The sequence below is a fragment of the Roseisolibacter agri genome, from assembly GCF_030159095.1.
GTDB classification, from domain to species: Bacteria; Gemmatimonadota; Gemmatimonadetes; order Gemmatimonadales; family Gemmatimonadaceae; genus Roseisolibacter; species Roseisolibacter agri.
Genome location: NZ_BRXS01000002.1, coordinates 498,995 through 521,482, shown reverse-complemented (window position 1 = coordinate 521,482; position 22,488 = coordinate 498,995). Strand labels below are relative to the sequence as shown.

The window sequence follows — 22,488 nt, the reverse complement described above, 5'->3', positions numbered from 1 at the left end:
CCGCCGCCGCGTCCCCGCCTACCCGCGCCGCCGCGCGAGCAGCGCCCGCAGGCCGAAGGTCGGCAACGACAGCCCGAGCAGCATCCAGACGATGCCACCCGTGAGGAGCACCGCGCGGGGCACCGCCGGGTTCGCGGGCCCGAACGCCTCCCCCCACCCGCCGATCGCGAACACCACCCCCAGCACGCAGAGGACCGCGGTGGCGACGGTGCCCCACCAGCGCCTGCTGCCGGCGAGCCGCGTCGCCACGACCAGGATGACCCACGGGGCGAGCGGCGGAGAGAGCACCGTTCCGGTGACGACGTCCGCGAGCGTCACCTTCGCATCCGCCACCGCACCGAGGACGAACTGCGACGGCCACTGGAAGACCAGGCACAGGCCGAAGCCGGCGAGCGAGAGGATCGCGAGCACGGCACCGGTGGAGACGAGCATCTGCCCGGCGCTGCGGGGCTTCGACATCGATGTCCCTCCCGTGTGGATGTGTGATGGGTGCGGCGGCTCGCTCAGTATGCCGTGAGCGCCGCGCTCCGCGTCTGCGGCCCCAGCGTCGCGGTGATCGTCACCGACCCGGTCTGCAGCGCGAGGATGTCGAACGTCGCCTGGGACATCCCCGCCGGGATCGTCACGATCGGCTGCACCAGCACCGCGTTGCTGCTCGTGGTGAGCGTGACGTTGATGTCGGCCGGCGCGGGGCCGCTCAGCGTCACCAGGCCCTGCCCCGTCGCGTTCCGCGCGAGGCTCGCGGGCGAGAGCGTCAGGTCGGCCAGCACCGGCCCGACGAGCGACAGCGAGGCCGACTGCGCGCTGCGGCCTTGCGTCGCCGTGATCGTCACCGTCGCGCCGAACGTCGCCTTGGTCACGACCGCGAACGTGGCGCTGGTCTGCCCGCGCGGCACCGTGACGGTGGCCGGCACCGTCGCCACCGTGGGATCGCTGCTCGCGAGCGTGACGGTCGTGCCCTTCGCGGGCGCCGCGCTGGCGATGGTGACGGTGCCCTGCACCGTCGCGCCGCCGGTGACGCTGGCGGGGCTGACGACGAGCGCCGCGATCGCGCCGCCGCTCGGGGACTTGGCGAGTGCCGGCGCATCGAGGGCCGGCGCGGTGACGTCGCTGCCGCCGGTGCAGCCCGCGAGCGCGGCGACGACGAGGGCGAGCGCGAGACGCGCGCGCGTGGAAGCGATGTATGGACGCATGGATCGGATCCCGGTCTGGATGTGGAGAACGTCTGTGGATTTCCTCGTGGAGAACCTCGAGCGCCTCACGGCCCCGCGACGCCGCTCGTCAGCCGCATCGACCAGCGCCACGTCGTGCGCCCGTCCGCGAAGCTGCCGACCATCGTGCGGTCGCCGTCGCCCAGCACCCCGCCCGGCGGATACGGGATGGAGAGCCACGCCCGCGCGCCCACCGGATACGGCGCGGTCTGCGTGGGCTGGTCCGGGCAGTCGACGATCACCGACGCGTTGGGCAGCTGCGAGATCCCGCGGCCGAAGTAGAGCTGCGCCGTGCCGACGCGGAGGATGCTCACGGTGCCGTCGCCCGCGCGCACCGGCGCGCTCACGCCCTGCACCGTCGCCCGGCAGCCGGGCACCGACAGCTCGCCGCTCCACGTCACCTGTCCCGACCGGACGACGTACGAGCGCCCGCCCGGTCCGGAGGCGCCGCGGTCGAGCGCGAACTTCACCGTCGCGCGGACCACCTCGCGCAAGCCGCCCTCGCTCATCTCGGCCGTGAACGTGCCTTCGAGGTCGCCGCACGCGAGCGCCGAATCGTAGATGTTGGGCGGGCCCTCCATGCCGAGCAGCTCCCGCTGGCGGTCGTAGGCGAGGACGCGCTGCACCTGCGCCGGGTCGCCCCAGTCGATGCACGGCGCGATCGCCTCCTCGAGGCAGTGCTGCGTGGCGCGCAGCATCGCGTCCGTCACCGCGCCCGTCTGCCGGCCGAAGCGGTCCGGGAAGAGCAGCTCCACCGAGCGCGCCCAGCCGAGCGCCTTGCTCGTGTTCTGCTCCGCGAACTTGCAGTCGCTCACCATGCGCGTCAGGATCGGCTGCACGACGGCGTCGAAGTAGGCGGCGTGCAGCTGCTCCAGCTTCGCCACGAAGTCCGGGTCCCCCGGGCGGCCGGTGAGCTGCGCGTCCCGCTCGGCGTTCACCAGCTCCGCGACCGCCTGCTCCAGCTGTGCCTCGGCGTCGGCGGGCGGGCCGGGGAGCACGGGGATCGAGATCCCGTCGCCGACGTAGGCGAGCGCGCCGCTGAAGTGCAGCAGCTGCATGCGCAGGCGCGTGCGGTCGGCCACCAGCGGGAAGCGGTGGAAGTCCGCCCCGTCCGCGCCGTACGCGAACGTCTGCGCGCGCACCGCGCCGGTGCCGCCCGCCGGCACCACGTCGAGCGTGAGCGGGCTCGCGAAGCGCAGCCCGTGCGGCTGCAGGTCCACGCCCAGCCAGCGGCCGCCGCGCGCGGTGAAGCCCGTCACGTCGGTGATGGGCGTCATCGTGATGCGCACGGGCCGCAGGAGCGCGGTCGCGGGGATCGTCAGCCGATACGTGGTGCCGTCGGCGCCGGTGGCGACGAGCGTGCCGCCAGAGAGCGGGATGCTGTCGCTCGCCGCGCGCGCGCGGTCGACGACCGGCGTCAGCGGGCCGACGGGACCGGGCGTCGTGCTGGGCGGTGGCGGCGCCGGCGTGGTGTCGCGCGGCGGGACCGTGACCGGCGGGCTGCCGGTGCTGCCGGTGACGGCATCGCCCCCGCACGCGCTCACGAGCGCGATGGCGAGGGCGGTGCGAACGAACGTCGTGAAGGAGCGCATGGCGCGGAGTCGCGGAGGGGGACGGGTCGGGTCGTCGGTGGTGCGACGCCACGATCGTCCTTCCGTGCTCCGCGCACATGGGGAGCGGCTCCCCATCTCGCGCGCGCATGATTGCGCGCGCGCGCGTGGCTCAGGCCACGGCCAGCGCCAGCGTGTCGTTCTCCTCGTGCAGCTTCTGCGCGACCTCGTGGCGCGAGCGGACGCCGAGCTTCGCGAGCACGCGCTCGGTGTGCCGCTCCGCCGTGTGCGGGCTGATGCCGAGCGCGCGCGCGACCTCCGCGTTGGTGAGGCGGCGCGCGAGCGCCTGCGCCACCTCGGCCTCGCGCTGCGTCAGGCCGAAGCGCGCGGGAAGCGTGCGCGCGGCGTCCGCGCCGGCCACGTCGCGCACGACGGTCACGAGCGCGCCGCCCGCCTCGCCCAGCAGGTCGGGCGGCAGGTGCGACGCGCGCACGACGTAGCGGCCGACGCTCGTGGCGACGCGCTGCTCCGCGGCGCGCGGCGTCGCGGTGCGGCGCGCGGTGCCGGTCCAGCCGCACGACGCGAGCAGGAGCGCCGCCTCCAGGCGCTCGCGCTGCGGATCGGCGGCCAGCAGGCGCACGAGCGCGGTGTTGCGATGCAGCGCGCGCCCGTCGGGTCCCACCACGAGCACCGCGTCCGTCAGCTCGTCGAGCGTGGCGCCGAGCGCCGCGCGATGCGCGCCGACGGCGGCGAGGGCCTGATGTCCCGCGCGGAACGCGGGCAGCAGCGCGCGCAGCACGGGCAGCTCGCCGTCGCTCCCGAAGCGCGAGCGCCCCGGCCGCTCGTGGCCCATGAAGAGCATCAGCTCGTGCCCCGCCGTCGCGGTCATGAAGCCGAGGAAGTCGTACATGCCGCCGGGCCGCACGGCCTCGTTGACGATCGTGCTGCGGTGCAGCTGGTAGTCGACCATGCGGTCGTTGAGCGGCTCGTTGTAGATCTCGACGCCCATCGCGGCGCGGCGCTGGAACCACGTGTCCACCAGCGTGTCGACCGACCGGATGCGCCCCGTGCGCGCCTCGGCGCGCGTGAGCTGCTCGAAGCGCCGGAGCACGGCCGGCGGCGCGGTGTCGCAGTCGAAGCGCAGGCGCTCGCCTTCGGTGGTGACGAAGAGCGCGTTGTCGATGCCGAACAGCTCGCGCATCGCGCCGGTCACGCGCGTGCGCCAGGCGGCGCCGTCTGGGCTCGCGAGCGGCGAGAGCAGCGCGTCGGCCGCCGTCGCGAGGCGCGCCAGGTCGGTCGGGGTCAGGCTGGGAGTCATGGTCGGGATCGCACGGGGTCCGGTGCAACCGCAGTCGGCGCCACGCGTTCGGGGCGCAGGGACACTACGGCGCCCGGGCGCGTTCGCGCATGACTTTGTTCCGAACGGACCGTTCTCTCCGAGCGAACGCGCCCCCCTCCGCGGCCTCGACAGTGCCGCCCGGGGGACACATGTTCACGGGCATGGAGCTGCGACACCTGCGCTACTTCGTGACGGTGGTCGCCGAGGGGAACCTCGCGCGGGCGGCGGCGCGGCTGCGCGTCGCCCAGTCCGCGCTCAGCCGCCAGATCCAGGACCTCGAGCGCGAGCTGGGCGCGCCGCTGCTGGCGCGGCTGCCGCGCGGCATGCAGCCCACCGAGGCGGGGCGCGTCTTCCTCGCGCACGCCCAGCGGGCGCTGGCGGCGGCGGACGCGGGGGCGCACGCGGTGCGCGACGTCGTGGCGGGCGCCGCGGGCACGCTGCGCATCGGCACCGTGGACTGGGGCGAGCACGTGGCGCGCATCGGGCTGGCGGTGGACTGCCTGCGCGCGCGGATGCCGGCGGCGACGGTGACCTTCGACCCGACGGCGTGGACCGAGCAGCCGGCCGCGATCGCGGCGGGGCGCATGGACGCGGGCTTCTGCCCGGCGGTGCGCCTGACCGACCTGCCGTCGGCGCTGGACGGCGAGGCACTGGCCGAGGAGCCGGTGGACCGCGTGGTGCTGTCGTCGACGCATCCGCTGGCGCGGCACGAGGCGGTCACGCTGCGCGAGCTGGTGGAGGTGCCGATGCTGCTCCCCGAGCGCGCGGTCTACCCGGCGATGTACGACCACTGCGTGGCGGAGCTGCGGCGGTCGGGACGCGAGCCGCGCGTCATCGTCGCGCCGCCGAGCCCCGCGGCGTCGGCGGGGCTCGTGGCCGCGGGCGCGGGCTTCATCCTCGGCTTCCGCAGCCTGATGCGAACGCCGCCGCCCGGCACGGTCGTGCTGCCCATCCGCGACGCGTCCATCACGGTGCGGCTGTTCGCCCTGCGGCGTAAAGACGACGAGCGGCCGCTCGTGCGGGCGTTCCTCGCGTGCCTGCGCGACGCCTACCACGAGCAGCACCCGCACGAGAGTGCGGACGAGAGCGCGGCGTCGTGGAGCTGAGGCACCTGCGCTACCTGGTGGCGGTGGCGGAGGACGGGCGCCTGGGGCGCGCGGCCGCGCGGCTCCACGTCGCGCAGAGCGCGCTCAGCCGGCAGATCCAGGACCTGGAGCGCGAGCTGGGCGTGGCGCTGTTCGAGCGCACGTCGCGCGGGCTGCGGCTCGCGCCCGCGGGGCGCGCGTTCCTGGACCACGCGCGGCGCGCGCTGGCGGAGGTCGAGGCGGGGCGGAGGGCCGCGCAGGCGGCGGCGCTGGAGGGCGCGGTGCTGCGCCTCGCGCTCCCCGACTGGGCGAGCGCCATGCGACGCGTGACCGCCGCGCTGGACGCGTTCCGGCGGCGCACGCCGGGGAGCACGGTGGAGCTCGACCCGACGCCGTGGCCGCTGCATCCGGCCGCGCTGCGCGAGGAGCGGATCGACGTCGGCTTCGGCATCGGCGCGGCGGCGTCGGACTTCGCGCCCGAGCTGGACGCGGTGTGGCTGGCGGACGAGTCGTCGAGCTGGGCGCTGCTGCCGGCGACGCACCCGCTGGCGCCGCGCGCGCAGGTGACGTTGCGCGAGCTGGCCGACCTGCCGCTGCTGGTGCCGGGCCGCGACGTGAACGCGGCGCTCTACGACCACATGGTGGACGCGGCGCGCAGCGGCGGCGTGGAGCCGCGCATCGCCACCGCGCCGCCGAGCTTCGCCGCGGGCGTGGCGTTCATCGCCGCGGGCGCGGGGTGGACGTTCGTGACGCAGTCCACGCAGCAGGACCCGCCGCCCGGCACGGTGGTCCGGCGCGTCGAGGGCGTGCACCGGGCGCTCGGGATGTTCGCGCTGCATCGCGCGGCCGACGCGCGCCCGGTGGTGCGGACGTTCGTCGAGTGCGTGGCGGCCGAGTTCGCGGAGGCGCGCCCCACGGCGTGACGGGGGATGGGGAGGCGCTCCCCATGTGGCGATCGGCGAGGAGTCCCAACGTGCGGCCGTCCGGCATCCGCCACGCCACTCGGGGGACCCACCCATGCCCAGCCTCTCCACTGCCGCGCTGACGCTCGCGCTGACCTTCGTCGCGATCACGCCGCTCGCCGCGCAGGCCCCGCAGCCGACGCCGCAGCCCGCCGCCGACACCGCGACCGCGCCCGCCACGAAGTCCCCACGCCGCCTCCTGGGCCGCGCCCGCGCGCTCGGCGCCAGCGTGGTCGACAAGGTGGGCGACGCGCGCGCCGGCCGCGGCGAGGGGAAGCTGGACAAGGCGCTCGCGCTCGCGGTGGGGATCGGCGAGGAGGCGGTCGCGCTGTCGCCGACGGTGATGCTGGGCCGCACGCTGCTGGAGGCGCGCCGTGCGGAGCAGGCGAGCCGCGCGGCCGCGAGCAGTCGTGCACACGCGGACCGCACGCCGGACGACCGTGCGAGCGACGACCGCGACGCGGCCTTCGACAGCCTGATGACGCGCTATCAGCGCATCCTCACGCGCGCGTCGGCGGGCGACAGCGTGGCCGTGCGGCAGGCGGAGCGGATGCAGCTGGAGATGGGCGACGTCGCCGTGCGCGTCGCCGCGATGCCGGGCGACCAGCAGTCGGCCGCCTACGAGCGTGCGCTGCGCGCGGCGCTGGCGTGCGCGGAGACGGGGCGCGGGTGTCGCGCGACGAAGCGCTGAGTCGCGTCAGCCGGACGCGCCGTCGTCCGGCTCGTAGGTCAGCCGCCCGTCCACGAGCCGCGCGGGTGCGGTGAGGCGGTGCGGCTCCGCCACGCGCGCGTCGCGGATGTGCACGACCGGCACGTCGAGCGACACCAGCACGTCGGCGATGAGCCGCCGGTGGCAGCGCCACCAGAGGATCTCGGAGCACATGACGACGGTGCGGAGCCCCTGCGCGAGCAGCAGGAGCTCGAGCAGCCCGTCGGCGAACTCCCCGGTGGCCACGTGGTCCGCGTAGGCGCGGAAGGCCGGATGCCGCCAGCCGACGTTCGGCGAGGCGGGATCCGGCCGCCGTCGTCCGCCGAGCGCGGGCAGCCAGTGGTAGGCGACCCCCCGCGCGGCGAGCGACGCCTCCAGCGTCGGCGCCGCGTAGTGCGGCAGGCGTCGCGAGCCGGGGAAGCGCCGCACGTCGGCGACCAGCCCGACGTCGTGCGCGGCGAGCACCGCCAGGAACTCGTCGAGCGGCCGGGTGGAGTGCCCGACGGTCCAGACGGTTGGCCACATGGCCGCAAGGTAGCGACCGACGACCGCCCGGCTTCTGCTGGATCGGGCGACGCCGCGCCTCCCGTGGTCCCCGTCGCCGGCGCCGCGAAGAAACATCCGGCGCGTTGTCGATTCCGCCCGCCCTCGTGCGTCGTATCAGTGGAGCCTACGTTTGCCGCCCCCCTGCCCACCCTCCGAAGGACACCCCCCATGCTCGTCGCCGACCTGCGCTACGCCGTCCGGACCCTGCTGCGCGCCCGGGGCTTCGTGCTCGCCGTGGTGGTCACGCTGGGACTCGGCATCGGCGCCACGACCGCGATCTTCAGCGTGGTGCGCGGCGTCATGCTCAAGCCGCTGCCGCACCGCGAGGGCGACCGCCTGATGTACCTGCGGCAGTCCATCCGCGGGCCCGGCGGCGAGGACGTGTTCTTCTCGGTGCCCGAGATCGCGGACTTCCGCACGGGATCGAAGGCGCTGGCCGGGATCGCCGAGTACTCGCCGCTCACGCTCACGCTCGTCGGCGAGGACGACGCGGTGCGCATCGACGTGGGGCTCGTGACGGGGAACTACTTCTCGGTGATGGGGCTCTCGCCGGTGCTCGGCCGCAGCTTCACCGACCGCGACGACGGCCCCGCCGCCACGCCGGTCATGATGCTGACGCACGACTACTGGCAGAAGCGGTTCGGCGGCGACCCGTCGGTCGTCGGCCGGACGCTGCGCGTGGGCGGCAAGGCGGTCAGCGTGGTGGGCGTGCTGCAGCCGGCACCGTACTTCCCGGCGCGGATCGACGCCCTCATGAACATGGTGAACAGCGAGCACCACCTGAGTGCGATGATGGTGACGGGCCGCACGCATCGCATGACCGCGATGATCGCCCGCCTCGCGCCCGGCGCGACGGTCGCGCAGGCGCGGGCAGAGGTCGCGGCGATCACGGCGCGCGCGCACGCGGACCATCCCGAGGCGTACGACGCCGGCTCCGGCTTCCAGGTGACGCTGACGCCGTTCCAAGAGGTGCTCGGCCAGAACGCGCGGCTGACGATGCTGCTGCTGATGGGCGCGGCCGCGTTCGTGCTGGTCATCGCGTGCGCGAACGTCGCCAACCTGACGCTCATGCGCGGGGTGCGCCGCGAGCAGGAGCTGGTCGTCCGCACGGCGATGGGCGCGGGCACGTGGCGGCTGCGCCGGCTGCTGATGGCGGAGAACCTCCTGCTGGCGCTGGCCGGCAGCACGCTCGGCCTGCTGCTCGCCTTTGGCGGCGTGCGCATGCTCGCCACCTTCGCGGCGCGCTACAGCCCGCGCGCGGGCGAGATCCGCATCGACGGCGCGGTGCTCGCGTTCAGCCTCCTGCTGGCCGTCGTCGTCGCGATCCTCCTCTCGTTCGCGCCCGGCATGGCGAGCGAGCGCACGCTCGGCGCCACGCTGGCCGCGGGCGGCCGGCGCACGACGGGCAGCGTCCGCCGGCAGCGCTTCCAGCAGGCGCTCGTCGTCGCGCAGATCGCCGTGTCGGTGGTGCTGCTCACGGGCGCCGGGCTGCTGACGCGCACGATGCAGCGCCTCTCGGTCGTCGACTCGGGGTTGCACGCGGAGCGCGTGCTGACGATGGAGGTGCCGAAGGACTTCGACGGCTCGAACCCCGCGGCGACCATCGGGCAGTACGAGCAGATGCAGCGCCAGCTCGCGGCGCTGCCCGGCGTGTCGGAGGTGGGGCTCGGCTCCACGATGCCGCTGCGCGCGTCGGGCATCACGCTCGACATCAAGGCGGACGGCCACCCGATCGCGCCCGGGCAGGCGCAGCCGCACTCCGAGTACCGCACCGCGAACCCCGACTACTTCCGCGCCGCGGGCATCCCGCTGCTGCAGGGGCGCGCGTTCACGTCCACCGACCGCGCGGAGAGCCCGCGCGTCGTGATCCTGAACAAGACGCTCGCCGACCAGCTCTTCCCCGGTCAGGATCCCATCGGCCAGCGCGTGGCGTGGACCGGCGAGGTGCTGAAGTTCATCGGTGTCTCGGGCGACTGGCGCACGGTGGTCGGCGTGGTGGGCGACACGAAGGACGGTGGCCTCGACGCGACGCCGATCCCGGCGACGTTCATCCCGTTCGCGCAGGGCGACTTCCCGTCGGGCGGCTTCGTGATCCGCACCCGGTCCGACCCGGCGTCGTTCGCGGCGGCGGCGACGCGCATCGTGCGTCAGGCGGCGCCGCAGCAGCCCATCGAGAAGGTGCTGACGGTGGAGCAGATCCGCGACGAGAGCGTGGCGCCGCGGCGCCTGAACGCGATGCTCGTGTCGTCGTTCGGCGTGCTCGCGCTGATCGTCGCGGCGGTGGGGATCGCGGCCGTGCTGGCGTTCTCGGTGACCGCGCGCACGAACGAGATCGGCGTCCGTATGAGCCTCGGCGCCAACGCGTCCATGGTGCAGCGCATGGTGCTGTCGGAAGGCGGACGGCTCGTGCTCGTCGGGCTGGCGTTCGGCGTCGCGGGCGCGCTGTCGCTGACGCGGCTCATGCAGGGCCTGCTGTTCGACGTGCCGCCGCACGATCCGGTGACGCTCGGCGTCGTGGCGTTCGTCATGGCCGTCGTCGGCATCGGCGCGTGCTGGCTCCCGGCGTTCCGCGCGGCGCGCATCGATCCGGCGGTCACGCTGCACGCGAGCTGAACGTCGGTCGCGTGGCGGCGCAGGGAGCCGCCGCCACGCGGACCGTCAGCCCCCACGCGCTCAGGGGCTGACCTGCACGTTGCCGGCCTGGATGGCGAACTGCGGCGGGATGAAGTCGTTGGCGCAGTGCCGCGGCGCGATCGCCGCGGGGAAGAAGATCATCGGCGACGCCGTGTCCGCCGTCCCCTGGCCCTCGCCGTTGTCCGTCACGTTCCAGATGTTGTGCGACTGCGCCGGATTGATCGCGCGCGGGATGCCATTGACGACGACCGACGTGAGCTGGCCGACGACGCGCGTCGTGTTGCCGGTGGTGCCCATGCAGACCACGACGCCGTGGAACTCCTGCACGACGCCGGTCGCGGTCGTCAGCGTCATGTCGTACTGCCCCTTCGCCGCGTAGGGCGTGAGCGGGTCCGTCCGCAGCGCCACGAAGGAGTACTGCTCGCTCACGATGTTGGTGAAGAACCCGAAGCCGAGCGTGAGCTCGACGTGGCCGGAGGCACGACCGCCGCTCGCGGCCTGCGCGGACGCGGCCATCTGCGTGGAGGCGGCCTCGCGTGCGAGGACGACGTCGGCCGGTCCATCCACTGCGGCCGAGCCGCGGAGGTCGGCCGGTGCCTCGCTGATCTCCCGCCTCGCGTCCGGGGCGGTCAGCGTGCGGCTGGTGGTGCCGTCGGCGCACGCCGCCAGCGCGGTGCCGAGGACCAGGAGGCTCGCGAGCGATCTCTTCGACATGATCGGTCTCCGTTGCGTGTGGGCGAAGCGCGTGGACGTGCCGGATGGACTTCCCCGTGCGCGGGCTACTTCGTGGTGGCGCCGGCGCAGCGTGTGGCCGCGCGGCGCGCGCGAGCGGCGGCGTCCGTCACGACGAGCGTGATCGTGATCGGGACCGGCTCCGCGACCTCGCGCGCGCCGACGGCGGCGGTCGCGCGGTAGGTCCCCGCCGGCAGCCCCGCCGCATCGACGCACAGCGTGCCGACGGTCGCCAGCTCGTTGGGCGCGACGGCGGTCTGACGCGGCAGCGCGACCAGCCACGCGGAGCCGCGCGCCGAGTCCGCGTACGCGAGGCGCGTCAGCCGCACGTCGGTGAGCCGCGCAGTGCCGCCGTTGTGCACGGCGAGCGGCTTCGTGGGCGGTGGCCCGCCGCCCGACGCGACGAACGCGAACTCGCTCGCGGGCACGTGCAGCGGCGTGTCGGACGCCGCGCGGCCCTGCGCCGCAGCCGCCGACGTGGCTAGCGCGAGGAGTGGGACGGACGCGAGAAGACGGCGGGACCGCGACATGGCACGCACCAGGGTTGTGGGAGCCACACCCTACGCCCGCGCGCCACCGCGAGCATGGTGCAGTGACCCATCATCCCCGTGCGCTCGGCGAACGCGCAGCGAGCGCGCAGCGCGCGCTCAACGCCCGGTCGCCGCGATCGTGCGTCGCGGCGCGGCCGGCGACGTCGCGGGCTCGTCCACGCGCTCCGCGACGATGGGCGCGGGCGCCGCGAGCGGCAGCTCGACGCGGAATCGCGCGCCGCGCCCCGGCACGTCGCACACCGACCAGCGTCCGCCGTGCTCCGCGACCAGCTGCCGCACGACGCTCAGCCCCAACCCCGTGCCGGCCGGCGCGCTCCCACCTTCCGCGAGTCGCACGAACGGCTGCCAGATCCGGTCGCGATCGGCGGGTGGGACACCCGGCCCCTCGTCGTCGACGCTCAGGCGCAGCAGGCTCCCGCCACCATCGGCGGCCGGCGCGTGCTCCACGTCGACGGTGACCGTCACCGTCTGGCCGTCGGGGCCGAACTTCAACGCGTTCTCGATGAAGTTGATGACGATCTGCCGCACGGCGGCCGCGTCGACCCAGCCGCGCGCGCTGCCCGTCGTGCCGTCCACCGCCGTCCCGACGACGACAATGCGCGCCGCGCGTGCCTGCGCCTGTGCCTCGACGAGGCTGACCGCGTCGTGCACGACCGCGCCGAGGTCCGTCCACTGCGGGGCCGCGCGGATGCCACGCCGCTCGCCGCGCGCGTGCAGCAGCACGTTCTCCGTGAGCACGCTGAGGCGCCGGCCCTCGCGGTGGATCGCGCGCAGCCAGCGCTGCGCCTGCTCCGGCGACTCCGCGCGCCCGAGCAGCAGCGTCTCGCTCAGTGCGTTCACGTGCGCGAGCGGCGTGCGCAGCTCGTGCGACACCGCCGCGACGAACGTCCGGCGCGCCTCGGCGAGCCTGTACTGGCGCCGCAGCCCGAGCGCCGCCGCCACGGCGAACCCGAGGCCGAGGAGCAGCACGCCGCCGAGCATCAGCCGCTCGCTGGCCGAGGGCATCGCGGCCGCGACGTAGCGCCGGCCGACGTGCGCCGGCACCGCCACCTCCACCGTGAACCCGCCGTCGGGGCCCTCGATGGCGCGCGTGGCGACGAACCCCGAGCGCCAGACCGCGTCGTCCGCCGCGGCGGCGGAGACCGCGTCCCGCAACCCCGTCGCGTAACGCAGCCGCACGGCGAGTGCGGCGTTGTCCACGCGAGCGCGGTCGTGCGTCACGCCGTCGCTCCGCTCGCGCGCGGGCGCCGGCAGCAGCGACACGCCGTGCAGCACGTGCCCGACGTGCGTGCGGAGCGCCGCGCTGCGCGCGTACGCGACGCCGAACAGCGCGACGGCGCGCCCGTCGGCGCCGCGCTCCGGCGCCATGCCGACGACGACGGGCACGCCCTGCACGTTCGGGTGGAGGATGCCGATGCGCAGCCCGGGCCGGTCGACGTCGACGCGTCCGGTCCAGCGCCGGACCTCGTCGAGCACCGCGCGCCCGTACGCGGAGTCGGTGGCGAGCGCGCCGCGCAGCTCGGCCGTCCACTCGCCGCGGCGGCGGCGCGCGAGGCGGAAGTAGCCCGGCCGCGCGGCGCCGCGATCGTCGCTCATGGCGGCGACCTGCCCCGCGCCGGCGCGGGCGAAGGCGTCGAGCGTGAGCGGACGCCGGTTCGGCGATCCGTTCGTGCCGAGCACGGGCCAGAGGAGCGACCGCAGCTCGAGCGCGCTCATCTTCGCCGCCTCGGTGCCGATGAGCACCGCGGTGGTCGTCAGCTGGTCGCGGACGGCCTGCTCCGCGGCGACTCGCCGCTGCGCCCAGCCCTGACGCACCTGGTGCGCGGTGAACAGCATCACCGCCAGCGTGCCACCGATGGCGAGCCAGGCGACCGTCTCGCGGCCGCGACGCGCGAGGGCGGACCGCAGTGTCTGTCGCATCGGATCGAGGCGCAACGAGTTTCCCGGTCGAAGGTGCCCCAAGATGCACCCCGGGCGGCGCGTGTCCCATGGGTCAGGCACCCATGGCGCTCCAGCGGGCGGGCGGCAACATGGGGCAGTGACCCATCCTCGCGTCGCGCTCCGGCCAGATCGCGTCGCGGGCCCCTGCCCCGTCCAGCATGTTCAGCATCCCGAACGCCGTCGACGACGTGAGCCCGAGCCTGCGCATCCTGATCGTCGAGGACCATGAGGACCTCGCCGACGCGCTCCGCGCGAACCTCCGCAGCGAGGGCTACCAGGCGACGGTCGCGAGCGACGGGCGTCAGGCGCTGGCGATGGTGCGCGCCGATCCGCCCGACCTCATGGTGCTCGACCTCGGCATCCCCGGGCTCGACGGGCTCGCGCTGCTGTCACGCCTGCGGGCCGAGGGGCACTGGTGTCCCGTGCTCATCCTGTCCGCGCGCGACTCCGACTCGGACAAGGTCGAGGGGTTCCGGCTGGGCGCGGACGACTACGTCACGAAGCCGTTCCGCACGCTGGAGCTGATGGCGCGGGTGGACGCGATGGGGCGGCGCGTCGTGCGGGAGCGGGCCGCGGCGTCGATCCAGCAGGCCGCGCCGGTCGCGGCGGCACCGGTGCCGGACGCGTCGCCGTTCACCGCCCTGCAGATCACCGGCGCCTGTGGGCTGACGCTGCGACAGGCGGAGATCGCGCTGCTGATCGCCGAGGGGCGCTCGAATCCGGAGATCGCGGGGCAGCTGGGCATCAGCCGGTTCACCGTCCGCAATCACGCCGAGCAGATCCTGGCGCGGTTGAAGGTCGAGTCGCGGTGGCAGGTGGCGCGCGCGCTGGGCGAGGCGGTCGCGATGGTCGCGGCGGGCAGGGGCGGTGCGCCGGGCGCTCCGCCCGTCTGATCGGTCCGACGGCCGACGCCCCGGCGAGCGTCGCCGCAGCGCGTGGGCGTCGGCTTCCTGGTGCGTCCGTACGTCAGCTGCAACGCCGCGTCAGACGCCGGGCGCACCGGTCGGCGCGGGCGCGCCCGCCGTGAGCCGGCGCAGGCTATCGATGAAGGCGGCCGGATCGGCGACGCTGACCAGCACACTGTAGCCCGCCCGCGTGGGCACGTACGCGACGCGACTCGGATCGGTCACATAGAGCAGCGCGCGCTCCCCATCCCGCAGCCGGAACCAGCCCGCCCGATAGCCGGGGACCGCCGTGCCGCCCGTGCGCGCCACCGGCTGGAGCGCCTGCTCGGTCCGCAGGTCGACCGCGCGAGCTGCGTCCGGCTGCAGCGCGGCGGCGGGAATGGTGCGCGCGTAGAAATCGCCCCGGAGGCGCAGGCCGTGCGCCGACACCTCGAACCGCGCAGTGCGGGCCGCCGACAGCGTGTAGGCGAGCGCGCCGGCGGCGCCGAGCACGACGAGGACGAGCGGCACCGCGATCCAGAGCAGCCGGAGCTGGCCGGGGACGATCGGGAAGGTCTCGGTCATGGGGCGCACGTCCGGGATGGGGGTTGGCGTCTGACGCCGGTCGTACGGCGAGCCGCGATTGCCTGCCGCGCCGCCTCGCAGGCCAACATGCGCCGACCACAGCACGTCGACCAGACCGGACGGCCCCCGGCCGCCTACGCCTCCGCCCGCGCCACCACCAACTCCCGCTCCGCCGCCCACGCGCTCACGTCGCGCCGCTCCAGCGTGGCCGCCATCAGCTCGGGATCTGGTCAGCTGCAACGACCCGTCATGCCCTCTCCCCAGACGGGTCGCCCGTCGCCGACGCGTCCGGGGTGAGCGTGAGCAGTACCGCGAGCATCGCGTCCCGCGCCTCCGCCGTCGCGGCAAGCACGCGGGCGTAGAGCGTATGCAGCTCGTCGACGTGTCCGTCCACCACGGCGTAGTGGTCGGCCCGCCCCGAGGCGGAGGGCCGCCCATAGCGCCGGACGCACACCGGGCGCCCGCCGATGTCGGCGCAGCGGTCCTCCGGACGGTAGCCCGGAAGCGCGTGGAGACCGGGGAGCTCGGGCGACCCGGAGATCCACACCAGCAGCGACCCGCCGTCCGGCCACTCCCAGGACTCGACCTCCGCGTAGGCGCGCGTGTCGCCGTTCGCCGCGTCCGACCCGCCATCGTCCTCGGTGTCGGCCTCGGGTCGCGCGGCGGCGGGAAGCCAGATGGTGGCGGGATAGGTCTCCAGGCGCACGGGCACGAGCGCGGGTCGCTCGGCGGGCGCGATCTCGCACGGTGGCAGCGCACGAATGCGCGCGTCCTGGTCGCGGACGTGGAACGCGGGCGGGCCGCCCTCGCTCACGGCCTCGATCCACTCGTGGTCCTCCCACCCGTCCGGCAGGTCTGGATGCGGCTGCATGGCGTCGAGTCGTCGGTTGCGTGGGGCGCGATCGTGCGACGCGGTCCGCGCGCGCACCATGCGCTCCGCGTCGCTCAGCGCGCGGATGGGGCCCGGTCGGTCTCCACGCGGCGCACCAGCGGATCCGCCGCGAGCCATCGCGCGACCCGCGCGCTGTCCCGTGCGATGCGTTCGCTCACGAGCTCCACTTCGAGGAGCGTCTCGCCGCGCGTGCCGGATCGTGGCCAGCCGTACGGACCAAGGATCCGCGCCCCCGGCACTCCGCCGATCGCGCCGCGCGCGCGCTGCCGGAAGGCCGCGACCTGCGCCGAGTCGGCGGGAGCCAGCGTGATCGTCAGCACGAGGGATCCCGGCGTGTGCTTGACGAAGACGATCACGTCGGGACGCGCCGCCGGGTCCCACGGCAGCGGCGCGGGACGCTCGCTCGCAGAGACACGCTGCGCCGTGTCGGAGCCAGTGGCCGGCGGACGCGCGGCGGGCACCTCGTCGTGACAGGCGATGGCCAGCAGGAGCCCGAGCAGCGGCGTGGAGGGCGACGGTCGACGGCGATGCCGTGCCTGCGTGGGAGCGACGGGCAGCGAGCGGCCCGCCTCAGGGCCGCGGGCGCTTGAAGAGCGCGACGATCTTCGACGTGCGCCCGTGCCCCTCGTTGACGTCGAACGCGCTCACCAGCTCCCACCCCTCGGCGCCGTAGCGATTCAGCTCGGCGCTCGTCGCCTCGGGGTCCACCTTGGCCCGCACCCAGCCGGAGACGTCGATCAGCGCGGTCGTGTACTCCCACTGCGGAGGGCGCACCATGGCGGGAAGTCCGATGAGAGGAATGGGAGGTCGCGCGCTGCCGGCCGTGCTGCGAGCCGTCGTCGGTTGCGCGCCGCCCGCGCGATTCAACATGCGCAGCGCATCGCGTCGCAGCCAGTCGCATGAGCGCCGCGTCGTGCACCATGCGGAGAATCCCTGCAACGCCGGAGCTCAGCGGCGAAACGGGCCATCGCGGAGCGTGTGCATGAAGCGATGTGGCGATCCAAGCCCGAGTTAGGCTGCGTGGCCGAACTCCATGGGGTGATGCGGGTTGCTCCGCTCGATGATGCCGGCGGACGCTCCGACATCATGCGTGACGGGCCACGTCGGCTTCAACGATTCGGCAGGCCGCAGGCGCATCGAGCACAGGCATGACTCGAAAATGCCACAACGGCGCTGCTCACGGTGACGTCATCAGCGAATAGTGATTCGCCACCAGCTGCCACCGCCCGGCGGTCATGACCCAGACACGCGTGAAGCGGTTGTCGCGCGGAACGGCCCTGCCCCGATCCTGGCCGACCATCGTGGAGCGGCCGGTTTCCACGGCCGCGTTCCCGTAGACGCGAACGCGCACCTCGGCGGTCGTGATGGACTGGTACGTCAGCGCGTGCGAGGTGAAGTCGGCGATGACCTCTGCCTTGTTACGCACGACGCCCGTCGGTCCGATGCCCAGAAAGTCATCGGCGTAGATCCGGCGCAGCGCCAGGGTGTCGGCGGTGATCTGCGCATGAATCCGTTCCAGGTCTTGCTGCTGAACCGCCTGCGCGGTGCTCGCCGTAGCACCTGACCGTGCGCTCCGGTGCTGCGCGAGAGCGCATGAGCCGGTCGTCAGCACGAGCGCGGCGATGATCGGCGGTTGTTTCACGAGGACTCTCCAAGACGACCTACGTCGTCGGCTGCAGTCCGATCGCCGGGGTTGGTTGCGGCCGAACGCCCAGGTTCAGCTGCCGAGATGCTAGCCGAGCGCGCACACAGGCGCCGAGCCGGGCATGGGGCGCCGAGAGGGAGAAGCTGATGCTCGGTCGCTCGGCCAGCTGCAACGCCACGTCAGCTAGCGGGTGACGCTGGATCTGGCCTTCCGGTTGCGGCGCGCTGCTGCCACCGGCTGCGCATCCTTCCAGTTCCACCACTTCAGCCGCTCCGGATCTGGCTGTGGGGTCTCGGCGAAGTAGACCGCGCAGCGGAAGACGTAGAGCACGCACCGGTCCTGGTGGACGCCACGCTCGGCGATCAGCCGCGCGTAGAGGCGCTCCGGATCCTGGCCTCGCAGGTCGGCCACGTGCTGGATGCCGAGATCGCGCAGGTCCTGCGCGAGGCTCGGTCCCACACCCGGGATGGACTGAAGATCGTCGCGCTCGCGCCGGACACGTCTGCTGGTCATCGATGCTCGCATTGTCTGGCTAGCGCCCGTTGTGCTGCGAGCGACGATCGCCTGCCGCACCGGATCGCAGCCCAAGATGCGACGACCATGGCACGTCGACCAGACCAGACGGCTCCACGGCCGCCTACGCCTCCGCCCGCGCTACCACCAGCTCCCGCTCCGCCGCCCACGCCGCGACGTCGCGCCGCTCCAGAGCCGCCGCCATCAGCTCGGGGAACAGGTCCGGCGTGCACGCGAAGCACGGCACGCCCATCGCCGCCAGCGCGGCCGCGTTGCGCGCGTCGAAGCTCGGCGCGCCGTCGTCGCTCAGCGCCAGCAGCACCACCACCTGCACGCCCGCGCCCACCAGCGCCGCCGCGCGCTCCAGCATCCCGTCGCGGTCCCCGCCCTCGTACAGGTCGGTGATCAGCACCAGCACCGTGTCCTCCGGCCGCCGTACCACGCCCTGCGCATAGCCGAGCGCGCGGTGGATGTCCGTGCCGCCGCCGAGCTGCACGCCGAAGAGCAGCTCCACCGGATCGCTCAGCGTGTCGGTGAGGTCGACGACCGCCGTGTCGAAGACGACCATGCGCGTGGCGAGCGCCGGCAGCGACGCGAGCGCGGCGCCCAGCACGCCCGCGTAGACGACCGACGTCGCCATCGAGCCGCTCTGGTCGACGAGGAGCACGACGTCGCGGAGCGCGCGCCGACGACGTGCCGTCCCATGAATCGTCTCGGGGACGATCGTGCGCTGCTCCGCCTGGTAATGCTTCAGGTTCGCGCGGATGGTGCGGTGCCAGTCGATCTCCGCGGGGCGCGGGCGGCGCGTGTGCGTCGCGCGACTGAGGGCGCCGCGCACCGCCTGCTGCAGCGGCTCGCGCAGCCGGCGCTCGATCTCCTCGACCACGCGGCGCACGACCAGGCGCGCCGTCTCCTTCGTGCGCTCCGGGAGCACGCGGCCGAGCGAGAGGAGCGTCGCGACCAGGTGCACGTCCACCTCGACCGACGCCAGCAGCTCGGGCTCGAGCAGCATGCGCTGCAGGCCGAGGCGCTCCAGCGCGTCGCGCTGCATCACGCGCACGACGGAGCTGGGGAAGTACGTGCGGATGTCCCCGAGCCAGCGCGCGACCTGCGGCGACGACGCCGCGAGCCCGCCGCGCCGGTCGCCGTCGCTCGCGCCGCCCTCGCCCGCCTCGTACAGCGCGCGCAGCGCGCGGTCCATCGCCGTCGCCGCCGGGTCGAGCGCGACGCCCATGGGCTCCTGCGCCTCGCCGCCGAGCACCAGGCGCCAGCGGTGCAGCCGCCGCTCCTCGGGGTCGGTGGGGAGCGCGTGCGGGAAGGGGAAGTGCGTCATGTCTCCACACCCAGCAGGAGGGCGAGCGTCGGCAGCGTCGCGGCCGCGCGCGCCGCGTCGAACGGCACCGCGTCGGCGGAAGCGGCGTGCGCCCGCGACGCTGGCGCGACCGCGCGCTCGCCGAGCTTGCGCCGCTCCGGCGCCGCGAACGTCGCGAAGGTGCGACGGAGCAGCGGCAGCGCGGCGCTGAAGTCGTCCTCCGGCAGCGCGGCCAGCCACGCGTCCAGCAGCGGCCAGAGCGTCGCGTCGTGCACGAGCAGCGTGCCCGCGTCGCGCAGGAAGCCCTCGATGAACGCGGCGACGTGCGCCGGGTCGGTGCCGCGCGCGATGGCCGTCGCCCAGCGCCGCTCGGTGTCCTCGGACGTCATCGCGCCCGCGTCCACCAGCAGGCGGCAGGCGCGCCCCGCCACCAGCCCGTGCACCGCCGGCAGCGCGAGCACGCGCGCCAGCGCCTCGCGCCAGAGCGTGATCAGCGCCTCGTCACCGAGTCGTACGATCGCGTCGTCCACCGCAACGAGCCGGTCGTACCAGCCGCGCGCCGCGTCGTCGTCGAGCGACGCGACCGCGGCGGGCATCCCCGCCGCGAGCCGCGCGACGAGTCCCGCGACCACGTGCCCGAGCACGTCGCGGTCGGTGCCGCGCACGTCGCCGTAGCGCAGCGTGCGCGCGAGCGACGGGATCGCGTCGGCGAGGACGGCGACGTCGCTCGCCATCGCGGCCAGCGCGTCCAGACGCGCGAGCGCGCGCGCGGTCGCCGCCGGCACGTCGGCCAGCAGCAGCCGCCCGAGCAGACGCGCCAGCGCGGGCAGATCCTCCGCCCGCTCGGCCAGCTCGGCGCCGCGCGCGGCCGCGGCGTCGGGGACGGTGTTCCCCCAGCGCGCGGCCTCGATCACCGCCAGCGCGAGCTCCGGCCGCCACGACAGCTTCCACGCCTCCTTGAAGGTGCCCTTCCCCGCCGAACGCTCCGACGCGCCCCACGGCACGTCGAGCACGAGGAGCCGGTGCAGCAGCACGCTCCGGTCGCGGTCGAGCGGCGTGCGCAGGTCCAGCTCCAGCACGCGGTCGAGCGCCTCGGGCGGGAGGCGCAGCCGCTTCTGCTCCCTCGCGAGCGCGGCCTGCAGCGGCACCGACGGCGCGTCCGCGGGCACCGCGCCGATCGCCGTGCCGACGATGAGGCGGTCGCGCACGAGCGCCATCGGCGTCGCGTCGCCACCGACGAGCGCCGACTCCGCGGCCTCGGTCAGCTCCGTGAGCCCCGGCACCGGGCGCCCGCGCAGCGCGCCGAGCGTGGTGGCGAGGCGCACGGCGTCGATGACCTGCGCGCTGGATGCCGCGAGCCCCTCGTCGCGCAGCAGGCGCGCGGCGTCGGTCATCCACGCGGTCGCGGCGTCGGCGCCGGCGCCGTGCGTCCAGAGGTGCGCGTACCAGCCGGGCGACGCGACGCCGGCGCCGTAGCCGCTCTCGCGCGCGAGGCGCGCGGCGGTCCACGGGATCCACGTCGCCTGCACCTTCAGCTTCGGCAGTCCCCTGAGCAGCGCCGCGTCGGCGGACGCGGGCGGCAGCGGCGCGGCGAGCGCCGGCACGTGCCAGGCGCCGCACACGACGGCGATGCGCGCGTGGCCCTCGCGCGTCGCCTGACGGATGCCCTGCCGCATCCACGCCTCGCGCAGTGCCTCGACGCGTGCGCGCGGTCCCGTCGCGTCGCGATCGTCGTCGCCATCCGTCGCGGCGCGCAGCGCGGTCATCGCGTCCGCCACCGCGTCGAACACGCCCGCGTGGTCGCGCCGCTCCTCCACGAGGTGCTCCCACCACCGCTCGCCGTCGGCGTAGCCGGCCGCCCGCGCGAGCGCGCCGAGCGGATCGCGGCGCACGGGATCGACGGTCGGCTCGACTTGCGCGTCATGCGCGACCTCGTGCTCCGCGTCGAGCGCGAGCTGGTGCGCCGCCGGCAGGTCGATGAAGCGCACGGGCACCGCGCGCGCGAGGGCGTGGCGCACCGCGATCCACTCCGGCGAGAACACCGCGAACGGCCAGTAGCCCGCCTGCCGCGGCTCGTCGGCCGCGTAGACCAGCAGCGCGACCGGCGGACGCATGTCGGGGTGCGCCGCGAGCGCGAGCACCGCGTCGCCCTCCGGAGGTCCCTCCACCAGCACGACGTCCGGCGCGAACGCGCCGAGCGCCGCGTCCAGGCTGCGCGCGGAGCCGGGGCCGTGGTGGCGGATGCCGAAGACGCGAACGTCTGCGGGCACGCGCGTGCTCACGCGTCGTCAGCCCAGCGCGCGGCACGCGCGATAGAGGTCGCGCCATCCGTCGCGCTCCTTCACGACGGTCTCCAGGTACTCGCGCCAGACGACGTCGTCCTGCACGGGGTCCTTCACCACCGCACCGATCAACGACGGCGCGATCTCGTCCGCGCGCAGCCGCCCGTCGCCGAAGTGCGCCGCGAGCGCGAGCCCCGAGCCGACGACGGAGATCGCCTCCGCGGTGCTCATCGTCCCCGTGGGCTGCTTGAGCTTCGTGCGCCCGTCCTCGGTGCGCCCCTCGCGCAGCTCGCGGAACACGGTCACCACGCGGCGGATCTCCTCCAGCGCCGGCGGCTCGGCCGGAATGGCCAGTGCCTCGCCCAGCTCCGCGACGCGGCGGCGCACGATCTCCAGCTCCTGCTCCGCGGTCGCGGGCGTCGGCAGCACGACGACGTTGAAGCGGCGCTTGAGCGCGCTCGACAGCTCGTTGACGCCGCGGTCGCGGTTGTTGGCGGTGGCGATGACGTTGAAGCCGCGGCGCGCCTGCACCTCGGCCCCGAGCTCGGGGATCGGCAGCGACTTCTCCGACAGCACGGTGATGAGCGTGTCCTGCACGTCGGCGGGCATGCGCGTCAGCTCCTCGACGCGCGCGATCGCGCCGCGCTCCATCGCCCGCAGCATCGGGCTCGCCACCAGCGCCGCGCGCGACGGCCCCTCGGCGATCAGGCGCGCGTAGTTCCAGCCGTAGCGCAGCGCCTCCTCGCCGGTGCCCGCGGTCCCCTGCACGAGCAGCGTCGAGTCGCCCGAGATGGCCGCCGCCAGATGCTCGGCCACCCACGTCTTCGCCGTCCCGGGCACGCCGAGGAGCAGCAGCGCGCGGTCGGTGCAGAGCGTCGCGACGGCGGTCTCCATCAGCCGCCGCTCGCCGACGTACTTGGGCCGCACGACGGATCCGTCCGCGAGCGTGCCGCCCATCAGGTACGTGACGACCGCCTGCGGCGAGAGACGCCAGCCGGGCGGACGCGGACGCTCGTCGTGCCGCGCGAGCGCATCGAGCTCGCCCGCGTACTCGTGCTCCGCGTGCCGCCGCAGGAGGTCGGCGGCGCTGCTGGTCTCGGACATGGACATGGGCG

General features: G+C 74.8%; 22 protein-coding genes. 5 read left to right on the top strand and 17 right to left on the bottom strand.

From position 1 onward, the window contains the following. Window positions 1-18 precede the first annotated feature (18 nt). The 4 genes from rosag_RS07150 to rosag_RS07135 all read right to left on the bottom strand — a co-directional run bounded on the left by rosag_RS07150 (window position 19) and on the right by rosag_RS07135 (window position 4,079). A complete protein-coding gene (locus tag rosag_RS07150; protein ID WP_284349375.1) occupies window positions 19-459 on the bottom strand; it encodes a hypothetical protein in 441 nt (146 codons plus the stop codon). 44 nt (window positions 460-503) lie between these two features. Next, window positions 504-1,193, bottom strand: a complete 690-nt coding sequence (locus rosag_RS07145) for a hypothetical protein (protein WP_284349374.1) — start codon at window positions 1,191-1,193, stop codon at window positions 504-506. A gap of 65 nt (window positions 1,194-1,258) precedes the next feature. Then, window positions 1,259-2,803 carry a hypothetical protein gene (locus rosag_RS07140; protein WP_284349373.1) on the bottom strand — a complete coding sequence of 515 codons (1,545 nt, stop codon included), beginning with the start codon at window positions 2,801-2,803 and terminating at the stop codon, window positions 1,259-1,261. 130 nt (window positions 2,804-2,933) lie between these two features. Continuing rightward, window positions 2,934-4,079: a helix-turn-helix transcriptional regulator gene (locus rosag_RS07135; RefSeq protein WP_284349372.1), complete on the bottom strand. Its 1,146-nt coding sequence runs from the start codon at window positions 4,077-4,079 to the stop codon at window positions 2,934-2,936. A gap of 182 nt (window positions 4,080-4,261) precedes the next feature. Between rosag_RS07135 and rosag_RS07130 the strand changes: the two genes are divergently transcribed. The 3 genes from rosag_RS07130 (at window position 4,262) to rosag_RS07120 (ending at window position 6,838) form a co-directional block, all read left to right on the top strand. Then, entirely contained in the window at window positions 4,262-5,206 is a 945-nt protein-coding gene (locus tag rosag_RS07130) for a LysR family transcriptional regulator (protein ID WP_284349371.1), read from the top strand. Further along, window positions 5,197-6,108, top strand: coding sequence for a LysR family transcriptional regulator (locus rosag_RS07125; protein ID WP_284349370.1), 912 nt, complete (start codon window positions 5,197-5,199; stop codon window positions 6,106-6,108). The genes rosag_RS07130 and rosag_RS07125 overlap by 10 nt, the downstream gene beginning before the upstream one ends. Before the next feature lie 94 nt (window positions 6,109-6,202). Continuing rightward, window positions 6,203-6,838, top strand: coding sequence for a hypothetical protein (locus rosag_RS07120; protein ID WP_284349369.1), 636 nt, complete (start codon window positions 6,203-6,205; stop codon window positions 6,836-6,838). A 6-nt stretch (window positions 6,839-6,844) separates the two neighbouring features. On the opposite strand, the gene rosag_RS07115 is transcribed toward rosag_RS07120, so the two are convergent. Beyond that, entirely contained in the window at window positions 6,845-7,381 is a 537-nt protein-coding gene (locus rosag_RS07115) for a DUF488 domain-containing protein (RefSeq protein ID WP_284349368.1), read from the bottom strand. Between the two features lie 189 nt (window positions 7,382-7,570). On the opposite strand from rosag_RS07115, the gene rosag_RS07110 reads away from it, so the two are divergent. Beyond that, window positions 7,571-10,015 (top strand): ABC transporter permease, encoded by a 2,445-nt coding sequence (locus rosag_RS07110; RefSeq protein WP_284349367.1) that lies wholly within the window; start codon window positions 7,571-7,573, stop codon window positions 10,013-10,015. A gap of 60 nt (window positions 10,016-10,075) precedes the next feature. On the opposite strand, the gene rosag_RS07105 is transcribed toward rosag_RS07110, so the two are convergent. From rosag_RS07105 to rosag_RS07095, 3 genes are all read right to left on the bottom strand, one after another. After that, the gene (locus rosag_RS07105; RefSeq protein WP_284349366.1) at window positions 10,076-10,750 is read right to left on the bottom strand and encodes a hypothetical protein; all 675 of its coding nucleotides are present in this window, start codon (window positions 10,748-10,750) and stop codon (window positions 10,076-10,078) included. A gap of 65 nt (window positions 10,751-10,815) precedes the next feature. Then, window positions 10,816-11,298, bottom strand: coding sequence for a hypothetical protein (locus tag rosag_RS07100; RefSeq protein ID WP_284349365.1), 483 nt, complete (start codon window positions 11,296-11,298; stop codon window positions 10,816-10,818). A gap of 117 nt (window positions 11,299-11,415) precedes the next feature. Further along, complete coding sequence (locus tag rosag_RS07095) at window positions 11,416-13,239, bottom strand: sensor histidine kinase (RefSeq protein ID WP_284349364.1); 1,824 nt, start codon at window positions 13,237-13,239, stop codon at window positions 11,416-11,418. Between the two features lie 179 nt (window positions 13,240-13,418). Here rosag_RS07095 and rosag_RS07090 point away from each other — a divergent pair, with 179 nt between their 5' ends. Continuing rightward, entirely contained in the window at window positions 13,419-14,153 is a 735-nt protein-coding gene (locus rosag_RS07090) for a response regulator (RefSeq protein WP_284349363.1), read from the top strand. A gap of 90 nt (window positions 14,154-14,243) precedes the next feature. Here rosag_RS07090 and rosag_RS07085 read toward each other — a convergent pair whose 3' ends face one another. The 9 genes from rosag_RS07085 to rosag_RS07045 form a co-directional block, all read right to left on the bottom strand. Beyond that, window positions 14,244-14,834 (bottom strand): PH domain-containing protein, encoded by a 591-nt coding sequence (locus tag rosag_RS07085; protein WP_284349362.1) that lies wholly within the window; start codon window positions 14,832-14,834, stop codon window positions 14,244-14,246. 142 nt (window positions 14,835-14,976) lie between these two features. Beyond that, complete coding sequence (locus tag rosag_RS07080) at window positions 14,977-15,600, bottom strand: hypothetical protein (RefSeq protein WP_284349361.1); 624 nt, start codon at window positions 15,598-15,600, stop codon at window positions 14,977-14,979. A 74-nt stretch (window positions 15,601-15,674) separates the two neighbouring features. Beyond that, window positions 15,675-15,977 carry a hypothetical protein gene (locus rosag_RS07075; protein ID WP_284349360.1) on the bottom strand — a complete coding sequence of 101 codons (303 nt, stop codon included), beginning with the start codon at window positions 15,975-15,977 and terminating at the stop codon, window positions 15,675-15,677. Window positions 15,978-16,191: 214 nt separating this feature from the next. Next, entirely contained in the window at window positions 16,192-16,398 is a 207-nt protein-coding gene (locus rosag_RS07070; RefSeq protein WP_284349359.1) for a DUF4177 domain-containing protein, read from the bottom strand. 400 nt (window positions 16,399-16,798) lie between these two features. Continuing rightward, the gene (locus rosag_RS07065; protein ID WP_284349358.1) at window positions 16,799-17,263 is read right to left on the bottom strand and encodes a nuclear transport factor 2 family protein; all 465 of its coding nucleotides are present in this window, start codon (window positions 17,261-17,263) and stop codon (window positions 16,799-16,801) included. 186 nt (window positions 17,264-17,449) lie between these two features. Beyond that, the gene (locus rosag_RS07060) at window positions 17,450-17,779 is read right to left on the bottom strand and encodes a helix-hairpin-helix domain-containing protein (protein ID WP_284349357.1); all 330 of its coding nucleotides are present in this window, start codon (window positions 17,777-17,779) and stop codon (window positions 17,450-17,452) included. 124 nt (window positions 17,780-17,903) lie between these two features. Further along, complete coding sequence (locus rosag_RS07055; protein ID WP_284349356.1) at window positions 17,904-19,112, bottom strand: VWA domain-containing protein; 1,209 nt, start codon at window positions 19,110-19,112, stop codon at window positions 17,904-17,906. Then, entirely contained in the window at window positions 19,109-21,361 is a 2,253-nt protein-coding gene (locus rosag_RS07050; RefSeq protein WP_284349355.1) for a DUF5682 family protein, read from the bottom strand. The genes rosag_RS07055 and rosag_RS07050 overlap by 4 nt, the downstream gene beginning before the upstream one ends. Before the next feature lie 18 nt (window positions 21,362-21,379). Next, on the bottom strand, window positions 21,380-22,477 hold the full coding sequence (locus rosag_RS07045) for an ATP-binding protein (protein WP_345784825.1): 1,098 nt from the start codon (window positions 22,475-22,477) through the stop codon (window positions 21,380-21,382). Between the last annotated feature and the right edge of the window lie 11 nt (window positions 22,478-22,488).

What these genes read in the sequence shown, in the direction of transcription:
- rosag_RS07150 (WP_284349375.1), bottom strand. Translation starts at nt 459, where the DNA reads ATGTCGAAGCCCCGCAGCGCCGGGCAGATGCTCGTCTCCACCGGTGCC.
- rosag_RS07145 (WP_284349374.1), bottom strand. Translation starts at nt 1,193, where the DNA reads ATGCGTCCATACATCGCTTCCACGCGCGCGCGTCTCGCGCTCGCCCTC.
- rosag_RS07140 (WP_284349373.1), bottom strand. Translation starts at nt 2,803, where the DNA reads ATGCGCTCCTTCACGACGTTCGTTCGCACCGCCCTCGCCATCGCGCTC.
- rosag_RS07135 (WP_284349372.1), bottom strand. Translation starts at nt 4,079, where the DNA reads ATGACTCCCAGCCTGACCCCGACCGACCTGGCGCGCCTCGCGACGGCG.
- rosag_RS07130 (WP_284349371.1), top strand. Translation starts at nt 4,262, where the DNA reads ATGGAGCTGCGACACCTGCGCTACTTCGTGACGGTGGTCGCCGAGGGG.
- rosag_RS07120 (WP_284349369.1), top strand. Translation starts at nt 6,203, where the DNA reads ATGCCCAGCCTCTCCACTGCCGCGCTGACGCTCGCGCTGACCTTCGTC.
- rosag_RS07115 (WP_284349368.1), bottom strand. Translation starts at nt 7,381, where the DNA reads ATGTGGCCAACCGTCTGGACCGTCGGGCACTCCACCCGGCCGCTCGAC.
- rosag_RS07110 (WP_284349367.1), top strand. Translation starts at nt 7,571, where the DNA reads ATGCTCGTCGCCGACCTGCGCTACGCCGTCCGGACCCTGCTGCGCGCC.
- rosag_RS07105 (WP_284349366.1), bottom strand. Translation starts at nt 10,750, where the DNA reads ATGTCGAAGAGATCGCTCGCGAGCCTCCTGGTCCTCGGCACCGCGCTG.
- rosag_RS07100 (WP_284349365.1), bottom strand. Translation starts at nt 11,298, where the DNA reads ATGTCGCGGTCCCGCCGTCTTCTCGCGTCCGTCCCACTCCTCGCGCTA.
- rosag_RS07095 (WP_284349364.1), bottom strand. Translation starts at nt 13,239, where the DNA reads ATGCGACAGACACTGCGGTCCGCCCTCGCGCGTCGCGGCCGCGAGACG.
- rosag_RS07090 (WP_284349363.1), top strand. Translation starts at nt 13,419, where the DNA reads ATGTTCAGCATCCCGAACGCCGTCGACGACGTGAGCCCGAGCCTGCGC.
- rosag_RS07080 (WP_284349361.1), bottom strand. Translation starts at nt 15,600, where the DNA reads ATGCAGCCGCATCCAGACCTGCCGGACGGGTGGGAGGACCACGAGTGG.
- rosag_RS07070 (WP_284349359.1), bottom strand. Translation starts at nt 16,398, where the DNA reads ATGGTGCGCCCTCCGCAGTGGGAGTACACGACCGCGCTGATCGACGTC.
- rosag_RS07060 (WP_284349357.1), bottom strand. Translation starts at nt 17,779, where the DNA reads ATGACCAGCAGACGTGTCCGGCGCGAGCGCGACGATCTTCAGTCCATC.
- rosag_RS07055 (WP_284349356.1), bottom strand. Translation starts at nt 19,112, where the DNA reads ATGACGCACTTCCCCTTCCCGCACGCGCTCCCCACCGACCCCGAGGAG.
- rosag_RS07045 (WP_345784825.1), bottom strand. Translation starts at nt 22,477, where the DNA reads ATGTCCGAGACCAGCAGCGCCGCCGACCTCCTGCGGCGGCACGCGGAG.